Origin of the sequence: Phenylobacterium sp., from assembly GCF_016793225.1 — a bacterium.
GTDB lineage: Bacteria > Pseudomonadota > Alphaproteobacteria > Caulobacterales > Caulobacteraceae > Phenylobacterium.
In genome coordinates this window covers 1-9,510 of record NZ_JAEUMN010000033.1, presented here as the reverse complement: position 1 = coordinate 9,510, position 9,510 = coordinate 1, and the positions used below count along the sequence as shown (strand labels likewise).

Below are 9,510 nucleotides of genomic sequence, written 5' to 3'. Positions count from 1 at the left end.
TCGCCCTTGGTCCCTATCCGCCAGCGCATCCGGAAGTGGTCGCCCAGCGCGCGCGCCGCGTCGCCGTCGACCATCATCATGACCTCGTGCCGCGGGTCATGGCATTCCTGGTCGGGCATGATGCGCCGGCGGTCATGCTCCAGGTGCCCGGGGCTGTCCCAGCGGTCGACGCCGATGTCGCCGCCGCCGACGAACGCCAGCCGGTCGTCGATCACCACCACCTTCTGATGGTGGCACGCGCCCATGGGCACCGCGTCGTCCAGGTGGAACTTGATCCGCGTGTGTTCGAACCAGCGCCGGGCGCGGTGCGGGAAGAACTCCTGCGTGGCGCTGATCGGCAGGGCCGACTTCCAGATCAGCAGCCGGATGTCGAGTTCGGGCCGCTCGTCGGACAGGGCCAGCAGGACGCGTCCCACCTCGTCGGGATCGTTCGGCCCGTCGTAGCCGTCGGGGAACAGGCGCGCGCGAGGATCGAAGCCCCAGCCCAGGATCAGGATCGAGCGCCGCGCCCTGCGAAACGCCTCGTAGAGCGCGGTGAAATAGGCCTCGTTGTCGATCAGGAACGCCGCCCGATCCGCGGGCTCCGTCCGCCAGCAGGTTTCGCCGGGGATCAACAGCGTCATCGTGGTCCTCGTCGCGGCCAGGCGCGCCGCCCCGTCTCAAAGCGTATGGTGGAGCTTGGTTCCTGACAAAGCGAGGTTCGCTGGAAAGAAAAAAGGCGCGCTGCGGTGGGACCGCAGCGCGCTGGCGGGAAGCGCCAATTCAGTTGGGCTTGGGTTCTATTGCTTGGCGACCGACGACGGTCCGCCCATGTAGGCCTGGCACGGGCCGGTCAGTTCGGCGGTCAGGCGTTCGCGGCGGTCCGCGCTGCGCCCTTCCTTCCGGGCCTTGTTGAACTCTTCGGTCGCCCGCTCGGCGATGTAGGACGCGCGGGCGCCGCGCTCGGCCTTGATGAAGCTGTCGAGGCTGGCCGGGTCCACAACGCCGCTGATCGAGGCCGCGAGGCCCTTGCAACGGTTGGCCTTCAGGAACTCGACGTCGGTGACGCGGCCGGCCGCGCTGGCGGTTCCGGATGCGAGCGTGGCGGCGGCAAGTGCGATGGCGACGAACTTCATAAGCGTTCTCCCTGGAAATCTGAACGAATGCTGCCCGCCGCCCGCCTTCATCTCAAATGAACAAGCTGCAATGATTAGTATTCCCACATTAATATTAAGTCATGATACGCGGTTGTTACATGCGACCATAAACACCTTGTAATGATGCGGTCACATCGTGTCAGATGCTTTCTATGCTGAAGCTGGAACCGAAACTCGACATTCCGGCGGTGACGGCGCTCCTGCGCCGGGCCTTCCCCGACGCCGACCACGCCGCCATGCCGCAGGTCACGGACCTTTCGCCGGGCAGGCTCCATATGGTTTCGCCCTATCGTTCCGGCCTCCTGCGGCCGGGGGGCGTGATCTCGGGCCCGACGCTGATGGGGCTGGCGGACCACGCCGCCTACGCCATCACCCTGGCGCACATCGGCCCGCAGCTCATGGCGGTGACCTCGCACCTGACGATGAGCTTCCTCCGCGGCGCCCAGCCGGGGGACATCCATGCCGAGGCCGAGCTGCTGCGGCTGGGACGGCGGCTCGCCGTCTGCGACGTCCGGCTGTGGAGCGAGAGCCCGGAGCGGCTGGCGGCCCAGGCCAATGTGACCTATGCGATCCCGGGATGAACGGCCCCCCTGCCCCGATCCGCACCCCCTGCATCAAGGTCTGCGTCGTGGATGGCGAAAGCGGCCTGTGCCTGGGCTGCTACCGGCGGCTGAACGAGGTGGCGGCCTGGACCCGCTTCACCGACGCCGAGCGCGACGCCATCCTGGCCGAGCTCCCTGACCGCCGCAGCCTGATCCGGCCCGAGAAGCTGGGCCTTTTCTGAGCGCGGCCCGCCGGACGGTAAACGGCCGGAAACCCTGTCGATTCACGGGATTCCAACCGAACCCGACCTAGCCTCCCGGTGACAAGACAGGCCGGAACGGCCGCTTACCAGGTGATGCAGGTGTCTTCTCTCGGCAAGTTCGCCCTCGTGGCGACGATGTCCGCGGTCGCCAGCGGCGCGGCCGTCGCGGCGATGAGCCCCGGTCCGCTGCGCATGGCGCGGCTGAACGCCGAGGGTTTCGTCGCCGCCTCGCCCCAGGCCGGTTCGGGGGCCGTCGCCAAGGGTCCGGACGGCCACTTCTGGGCCGACGCCGAGGTGAACGGCAAGCCGGTGCGCTTCCTCGTCGACACCGGCGCCACGGCGGTCGCGCTCACGCCGCAGGACGCCCAGCGCCTGGGCATCCGTCCGGCCGACCTGAAGCCCGGCTACAACGTCACCACCGCCGGCGGCTCGTCGCGGGCCGCGGCCGTCACCCTCGCCTCCGTCTCGGTGAACGGCGCCCGGCTCGAGAACGTGCAGGCGCTGGTCGTCTCGGACGGCCTCGACGTGTCGCTGCTCGGGATGAGCTACCTAGGCCGCCTCACCCGCTTCGAGGCCACGCGCGACACGCTGCGCTTCGAGCCCTGAGACAACCGCCAGCGCCTGGTCGATCACCTCGAGCCCCGCGCCCGGCTTCACGCCCTCGACCGTGAGGATCCGCCGCCACGTCCGCGCCCCGGGCCGACCGTGGAACAGCCCCAGCATGTGCCGCGTCATGGCGGCCAGGTGCGTCCCGCGCGCGAGTTCCGAAGCGACGTAGTCCCGATAGGCCGCGACGGCCGCGAACGGATCCACGGCCTCGCCCGCCCCGAACACGCACGGGTCCACGTCGCCCAGGATCGCGGGCGTGTGGTAGGCGGCCCGACCCAGCATCACCCCGTCCACGTGGGCGAGATGCGCCTGCGCCGCCTCGAGCGAAGCGATCCCCCCGTTGATGACGATGGTGAGATCCGGCCGCTCACGCTTGAGCCGCCAGACCAGGGGATAGTCCAGGGGCGGTATGTCCCGGTTCTCCTTCGGCGACAGGCCCTTCAGCCAGGCCTTGCGCGCGTGCACGGTGAACCGCGTCACCCCGGCCTTCGCGCAGAGGTCCACCAGCCCGAACAGGCTCTCCTCGGGATCCTGGTCGTCGACCCCGATGCGGCACTTCACCGTCACCGGGACCTTCACGGCCGCGCCCATGGCGGCCATGCACTCGGCCACGAGGTCGGGCTCGCGCATCAGGCACGCGCCGAAGCGGCCCGACTGCACGCGGTCGGACGGGCATCCGACGTTGAGGTTGATCTCGTCGTAGCCCTCGGCCTCGCCGATGCGCGCCGCCGCCGCCAGGTCGGCGGGCTCCGAACCGCCCAGCTGCAGCGCCACGGGATGCTCCTGCGGCGAGAACGCCAACAGCCGCGCCCGGTCGCCGTGCAGCACCGCACCGGTGGTGAGCATCTCGGTGTACAGCAGCGCCCGCGCGGACAGCGTCCGATGCAGGACCCGGCAGTGCCGGTCGGTCCAGTCCATCATGGGGGCGACCGAGAGGCGGTAGGCGGCGGGCGTCGTCACCGGCGCTAGGTAGGCGAGGACGCCCGAAAAATCAAAACGGCTCGCTCTCCCGAGGCGGCGGCTTCTGGCCGGCGTCGGTGGCGTGCTCGATGCGGCCGAGCTCGACCTCGGTGCGCGAGAACACCTCCTCCTGGCCGGTGTCGAGCACCTCGTCCGCATCGGAGTCTTCGGGCGACGGCAGCGGCGGGGCGGGATCCGGGGTGTTCGGCATGCGCAGACAACGCGCAAGCCCTGCCGCCGCTCCCGATCGTTCAGGCCGCGTCGTAGTGGACCAGGACGACGCAGCCCTTCCGGGTGGTCCAGTTCGGATGCTCGCCGCCCTTGGGCGTGCCGAGATAGTCCCCCGGGCCATAGGCCGCGCCGGCGATGACCAGGTCGCCGGAGATGACCACCGTGTGCTCGAAGCTGCGATGCTCGTGGTCGGGAACGACGGCCCCCGGCTCGCACCGCAGGAGGTAGGTGTCGCGGGTCCACAGGCGCTTGAAGCGGATGCCCGGCGCGTAGTCGCGCCAGCGGCCGTCATCGAACCGCGCCTCCACGTCCGGCGCATCCACGCCCTCGAGGCCGGCGGCGACGCGGCTCCAGAGGCCCGGGGGCGGATCGCCGGCCGGCATGGCCAGGTCGAGGCCGGCCAGGAACTGGTCGGCGGCCTCGTCGATGAACCAGTGCGCCCCACGCCTGCGCGTCATCCTGCCAGACTCTCCTTCAGCGCTGCGGTTCCCCGCCGCACCCAGCTCTTCACCGTCCCGAGCGGCGCCTGCAGGTGCGCCGCAAGCTCGGAATGGGTCAGTCCGTATACATACATCAGCACCACCGCGTTCCGATGCACCTCGGGCAGATCGGCCAGGGCCTGCCTCAGGCGCGGATGGACGAACGTCTCATCCAGCCGCGGCGCCTCGATCTCGTCGGGAAGCTCGTTCATCTGACGCGGCCGGCAGTCGATCGCCGCATGCCGCGTGAGGATGGTGATCCAGGTCGACGCCTTGCCCTTCGCCGCGTCGAAGCGATGCGCGTTCTTCCAGATCTTCAGGAAGGCCTGATGCGCGGCGTCCTCGGCCAGGGCGCTGTCACGCAGGATGCGGTTAGCGATGCCGTAGAGCCGGCCGCCGACCATACGGTACAGCGCCTGGGCCGCGGCGCGATCGCCGCCGGCCATGGCCCCCAGGAGGCGCGCCAGTTCGCCTTCGTCCAGCATACCCTTCCCATACCGGCGTCATCCGACAGCCGCATCCAGTGCGCGCCGTGCTGGAGTACCCGCCACGACAGCCCGCCGGCGCCCTCCGCCCGGATCGGGCAGCGCAGGTGATACGCGAAACATAGAGACAGATATGCATACTAGCTAAACAATAAATCCCATTCCACCCCGAGATTAAGAACCACTGTATTCGCGAGTTCACCGGATTTCGCGACCGGTATCGGTTGCCTATTCGTCATTCGGGATGGCGAGTATTGTGCCGCAAGCCTTGCAATGCACGGCGTCGGGGTCGTGGCGCGCCAGACCGCACGTCGGACATGGGTAGCGCACCTTGTAGGGGCGGATCAGCGTCTGGGCGAGGCGCACGAAGAGCGTGATGCCGCTCACCATGATCACGATCGTCAGCAGCTTGCCCCAGGTGCCCGGCAGGGTGATGTCGCCGAAGCCCGTGGTCGTGAGCGCGGTCATCGTGAAATAGAGCGCGTCCACATAGCCGCTGATGCCCGGGTGCGTCCTGGCGAAGCTGGCGTAGACGAAGCCGGTGACGACGAACACGAAGGTGACGAGGGTCGCCACCGTCTTGCCCACCTCCTCCCAGCGGGTCTCGTCGTAGCGGCGGCCCACCGTCTCCCAGAAGAAGTCCGAGTGGACCAGCGACCACAGCCGCAGCACGCGGAGAAACGCGAGGTTGAAGAGCCATAGCGGGAACAGCAGCGTGGCCAGCACGAACAGGTCGATCCACACGCTGGGCCTTCGAAGCCAGTCGCGCAGGGTGACGTGGGTCAACGCCCGGGCGCCGATGTCGATGGTCAGGATGAAGGCCGCCAGGTAGTCGACGGTGAAGAACACCGCGTCCATCTCGCGCAGGAACGGGGCGGCGATGAAGAACGCGATCAGGGCGATGTCGATGGCCAGGACCCCGTACCGGAAACGCACGGCCTGCGGCGACTTGCCGAGGTAGAGCTCGCGAAGCCGCACGCGCAGCCGGGGCAGCCAGCTTCGCTTCGGGGCCTGCTCCGCCTTCGGGTCCGTCACGCCCCGTCTCTCCCCGGCCTGGCCATGAACCCCAAGCGTCCTGCCGGGTTCTTCGTTCAGCGCGCAGGTTCGCGCGATGGCGTCAGGAGTACAACCATGCCTGCCAAGTCCGGAGCCCAGCAGAAGGCCGCCGGGGCCGCCCTGTCGGCCAAGCGGGGCGACACGCCCAAGACCAAGCTCAAGGGCGCCTCCAAGTCGATGATGTCCATGTCCGAGAAGGAACTGGAGAAGATGGCGTCGACGAAGCGCAAGGGTAAGCCCGAGCACGTGAAGTCCTGAGCCCTTGCGGGGCCGCCCGCTGACCGGCCAAGCTGCCTCCTGAGCCGGACCGACCGAGTCCGGGCGAGGGAGGGACCATGCATCCGATCACGCGGCGCGGCTTCGGCGCGCTCGGCTTCGCGGCCCTGGCGGCCGAGGCCTTCGCCAAGGCGCCGGCCATCCGGTCGGCCTGGCCCGACGCCACCGAGACGGCCGCCTTGATCCGAACCGGCCGGCTCTCCGCGGCCGAGGCGACGCAGGCCGCGGTGGACCGGACGCTGAAGCTGCAGCCGAAGCTCAACTTCCTCGTGGCCTCGGACTTCGACCGCGCTCTCTCCCGCGCCGGCGGCCCGGCCCGCACGGGCGCGTTCGGCGGCGTTCCGTTCCTGGTCAAGGACCTGGACGACTACGCGGGGCTGCCGACCCGGCTCGGGAGCCGCGCGTTCCTCCCGCTTCCCGCGGCCCGACGGCAGGACGCGCTGATCGACGCCTTCGAGGCGACCGGCGTCAACATCATCGGCAAGTCCGCCACGCCCGAAGCCGGGTTCCTGCCCACCACGGAGCCGATCGCCTTCGGGGCCACGCGCAACCCCTGGGACCCGTCACGGTCCGCCGGCGGATCGTCCGGCGGCGCGGCGGCCGCCGTAGCCTCTGGGGCCGTTCCGATCGCCCACGCCAGCGACGGCGGCGGCTCGATCCGCATCCCCGCCTCGTGCTGCGGCCTCTTCGGGCTGAAACCCTCGCGGGGCCGCATGATCGGGACCCGCCAGGAGACCAAGATCTCCGACCTGTCGGTGAACCACGTCGTGACGCGGACCGTCCGCGACTCCGCGGCCATGTTCGCGGCCATCGAGGATCGCGGCCCCGGCGCCCAGCTGGCGCCGGTGGGGCTGGTGACCGCGCCCCTGCGGCGGAGGCTGCGCGTGGGCCTGGTCGCCGAGGGCGGCGCCGGCAAGGCGCCATCCGCCGAGGTGCGCGCCGCCCACGAGAGCGCGGCGGCGCTGATGCGGGAGCTCGGGCACACGGTCGTGCCCACCGCGTGGCCCATGGGCCGCGACTTCATCAACGACTTCCTGCTGCTGTGGGCGTCGGGCGCCGCAGGTCTCGCGGAGACCATCGGCAAGCTCGCGGGGCGGCGGGCGGACGCCGACCTGATGGAGCCCTTCAGCCTTGGCCTGGTGGAGATGGCGCGCCGCGCCGGTCCGGACGCCCTGCCCAAGGCGCTCGGCCGGCTGCAGGCGGCTGCCGACGCCTACGACGCCTGGTTCACGCGCAATCGCTTCGACGTGGTGCTGACGCCGGTGCTGGCGTGGGCGCCGCCGAAACTGGGCGAGGTGGGCCCGACGGTTCCCTTCGATACGCTCATCGAGCGCCTGATCGAGTATGTGGGCTACACCACCTACCACAACGTGGCCGGAGCCCCGGCGATGAGCGTGCCGCTGCACTGGACGCCTGGCGGCCTTCCCGTGGGAAGCCAGTTCGCCGCCCGCGTCGGCGGCGAGGGCCTCCTGCTGCAGCTGGCCTATCAGCTCGAGGCGGCGCGCCCCTGGGCCGACAGGGCCCCGGCCGTCCGAGCCTGAGCCTCCCAGCCCGGTTGGCGACCGGGTCCGCTAGATCGTCCCCATGGCCGTCCACATCGCCATGGCGAGGCCCAGCGCCCGCATGTCGCCCTGGGTCGTCGGGGCCATCTTGTTCATGGCGTAGGCGAAGGTGGTGCGCGCATCCATGTCGATGATCACGAGCGAGCCGCCGTAGCCGCCCCAGTAGATCGTGTTGGGGTTGGGGAACGGGATCATCCCGCCCGACAGCCCGAAGCCCATCCCGAACCGGGCGGGGACGTCGAGGATCAGGTCCTGGCCCTCGACCTGGAGCTCCAGCGCCCTGCGGCACCCCGCCTCCGACAGGAACCGGCGGCCCTTGGCGACGCCGCCGTTCGCCAGGATCGTGTGGACCAGGGCCACCGAGCGCGCGTTGCCCGTGCCGCCCGCGGCCGGGATCTCGGCGCCGCGCCAGGCCCGCGTCTTCGTCGCCGAGACGTCGATCCCGGGGTTGAGCGACATGTTCTTCATCAGCTCGGTCTGTTCCGGCCGGTCACCGACGCCCACGGGCGGAGGAATCAGCTCGGCGACCCGGTCGTCCTCGGAGGCGGGAAGGCCGATCCAGAAGTCGGCGCCCAGCGGCTCGGCGATCTCCTCGCGGAAGACCGTCCCCAGCGACCGGCCCGTGATCCGCCGCACCACCTCGCCCACGAGGTAGCCCTGCGTCAGGGCGTGATAGCCGGGCTGCGTCCCCGGCTCCCAGTAGGGCGCCTGGGCCGCCAGCAGGCTGGTGGCCTTGTCCCAGTCGTAGAGGGTTTCGGTGGCGATCCTCTCCTTCCAGCCCGAGAGGCCCGCCGAGTGGCTCATGAGGTGGCTGACCTTGACGCCCGCCTTCCCGTTGGCCGCGAACTCGGGCCAGTACTTCGCCACGGGCGCGTCGAAATCGAGCTCGCCCCGATCGGCCAGGAGAAGCGCGGTCAGCGCCGTCATCGTCTTGGTGGTCGAGTAGACGTTGACGATGGTGTCGCGGGTCCACGGGCGGGTGCGCGCCGGGTCCGCCCAGCCGCCCCAGATGTCCACGACGGGCTCGCCCTCGACCGTGGCGCAGAAGCAGGCGCCGATGTCCTCGCCCGTCCGGAGGTTCTCCTCGAACTGCGCGCGGACCGCGGCGTAGCGGTCATGGACTTCGCCCTGCACGGAGCCGTCGGCCATCGTTCGTCCCTCCCCTCAGGCGGCGAGGCCCTGCAGCCGCGCCGCCGTTTCCCGCACCCGTTCCGGCCCGCCCAGGATCTGGCGGTTCTGGCCGATGCGCTTGAACCAGTAGTGTAGCCCCAGCAGGTCGGTCATGCCGATGCCGCCGTGCACCTCGGTCGCGGTACGGGCGATGAACCGGCCGATCTCGGAGGTGTGCGCCTTGGCGTGGGCCGCCATCAGCGGCGCCTCGTCGGGCGCGTTGTCGAAGGCGTAGGCGGCATACCAGACGAGCGCGCGCGCCGGCTCCAGTTCGGCCGCCATTTCCGCGCAGAGGTGCTTGACCGCCTGGAAGCTGCCGATGGTCCGGCCGAACTGCTTGCGCTCCTTGGCGTAGTCGACGGCCTTGTCGAGCATCGTCTGGGCCGCGCCCAGGGTGTCGGCCGCCAGCATCGCCCAGGCCGCGTCGCGCAGCCGGTCCAGGCCCTGGTTCGAGGCGAGCGCCTCTGCCGGCGTGTCGCTGAAGGTGAGCTCGGACAGCCGTCGCGTGGCGTCGATGGACGGCATGGGCGCGGCGTCCACCGGTTCGGCCAGATGCAGCCCGCCCGTGCGGTCCGCGACGATCAGCAGGCGGGCGTCCGGTGCGTCCAGGGCGAACAGCGCCTTGCCGCTCAGCCTGCCGTCCTTGGCCGTCACGCCGGCGCCCTCGCGCGCGCCGGCGATGGGCTCGGAGATGGCGACGCCGGCCGTCACCTCGCCCGACGCCAGCTTCGGCAGCCAATC

13 protein-coding genes and 1 pseudogene are annotated in these 9,510 nt (G+C 70.4%); 5 read left to right on the top strand and 9 right to left on the bottom strand.

Annotated elements, in window-relative coordinates; genetic code table 11:
* Together JNK30_RS03540 and JNK30_RS03535 are read right to left on the bottom strand one after the other, a co-directional pair.
* Window positions 1–623 (bottom strand): annotated as a pseudogene (locus tag JNK30_RS03540) (phospholipase); the annotation flags it as partial.
* A gap of 156 nt (window positions 624–779) precedes the next feature.
* Window positions 780–1,115 carry a hypothetical protein gene (locus JNK30_RS03535; protein ID WP_293480239.1) on the bottom strand — a complete coding sequence of 112 codons (336 nt, stop codon included), beginning with the start codon at window positions 1,113–1,115 and terminating at the stop codon, window positions 780–782.
* A 173-nt stretch (window positions 1,116–1,288) separates the two neighbouring features.
* On the opposite strand from JNK30_RS03535, the gene JNK30_RS03530 reads away from it, so the two are divergent.
* From JNK30_RS03530 to JNK30_RS03520, 3 genes are all read left to right on the top strand, one after another.
* Window positions 1,289–1,717 (top strand): PaaI family thioesterase, encoded by a 429-nt coding sequence (locus tag JNK30_RS03530; protein WP_293480238.1) that lies wholly within the window; start codon window positions 1,289–1,291, stop codon window positions 1,715–1,717.
* Window positions 1,714–1,920 carry a DUF1289 domain-containing protein gene (locus JNK30_RS03525; protein WP_293480236.1) on the top strand — a complete coding sequence of 69 codons (207 nt, stop codon included), beginning with the start codon at window positions 1,714–1,716 and terminating at the stop codon, window positions 1,918–1,920. The genes JNK30_RS03530 and JNK30_RS03525 overlap by 4 nt, the downstream gene beginning before the upstream one ends.
* Window positions 1,921–1,998: 78 nt before the next feature.
* Entirely contained in the window at window positions 1,999–2,547 is a 549-nt protein-coding gene (locus JNK30_RS03520) for a TIGR02281 family clan AA aspartic protease (RefSeq protein WP_367118727.1), read from the top strand.
* Here JNK30_RS03520 and dusA read toward each other — a convergent pair.
* From dusA to JNK30_RS03495, 5 genes are all read right to left on the bottom strand, one after another.
* Window positions 2,491–3,510, bottom strand: a complete 1,020-nt coding sequence (dusA, locus tag JNK30_RS03515) for a tRNA dihydrouridine(20/20a) synthase DusA (RefSeq protein ID WP_293480234.1) — start codon at window positions 3,508–3,510, stop codon at window positions 2,491–2,493. The genes JNK30_RS03520 and dusA overlap by 57 nt on opposite strands.
* 31 nt (window positions 3,511–3,541) lie before the next feature.
* Entirely contained in the window at window positions 3,542–3,721 is a 180-nt protein-coding gene (locus tag JNK30_RS03510; protein ID WP_293480232.1) for a hypothetical protein, read from the bottom strand.
* A gap of 40 nt (window positions 3,722–3,761) precedes the next feature.
* Entirely contained in the window at window positions 3,762–4,199 is a 438-nt protein-coding gene (locus JNK30_RS03505; RefSeq protein ID WP_293480230.1) for a cupin domain-containing protein, read from the bottom strand.
* Window positions 4,196–4,705, bottom strand: coding sequence for a sigma-70 family RNA polymerase sigma factor (locus JNK30_RS03500; protein WP_293480228.1), 510 nt, complete (start codon window positions 4,703–4,705; stop codon window positions 4,196–4,198). The genes JNK30_RS03505 and JNK30_RS03500 overlap by 4 nt, the downstream gene beginning before the upstream one ends.
* Before the next feature lie 228 nt (window positions 4,706–4,933).
* Window positions 4,934–5,740, bottom strand: a complete 807-nt coding sequence (locus JNK30_RS03495; protein WP_293480226.1) for a potassium channel family protein — start codon at window positions 5,738–5,740, stop codon at window positions 4,934–4,936.
* A gap of 96 nt (window positions 5,741–5,836) precedes the next feature.
* On the opposite strand from JNK30_RS03495, the gene JNK30_RS03490 reads away from it, so the two are divergent.
* Both JNK30_RS03490 and JNK30_RS03485 read left to right on the top strand, forming a co-directional pair.
* Complete coding sequence (locus tag JNK30_RS03490; RefSeq protein WP_293480224.1) at window positions 5,837–6,019, top strand: DUF3008 family protein; 183 nt, start codon at window positions 5,837–5,839, stop codon at window positions 6,017–6,019.
* A gap of 77 nt (window positions 6,020–6,096) precedes the next feature.
* The gene (locus JNK30_RS03485; protein ID WP_293480222.1) at window positions 6,097–7,578 is read left to right on the top strand and encodes an amidase; all 1,482 of its coding nucleotides are present in this window, start codon (window positions 6,097–6,099) and stop codon (window positions 7,576–7,578) included.
* A 30-nt stretch (window positions 7,579–7,608) separates the two neighbouring features.
* Here the strand turns inward: JNK30_RS03485 and JNK30_RS03480 are convergent, their stop codons facing one another.
* Both JNK30_RS03480 and JNK30_RS03475 read right to left on the bottom strand, forming a co-directional pair.
* A complete protein-coding gene (locus tag JNK30_RS03480; RefSeq protein ID WP_293480220.1) occupies window positions 7,609–8,748 on the bottom strand; it encodes a serine hydrolase in 1,140 nt (379 codons plus the stop codon).
* A 15-nt stretch (window positions 8,749–8,763) separates the two neighbouring features.
* Window positions 8,764–9,510: acyl-CoA dehydrogenase (locus JNK30_RS03475; RefSeq protein WP_293480218.1), on the bottom strand; the 747-nt coding region annotated here is incomplete at its 5' end.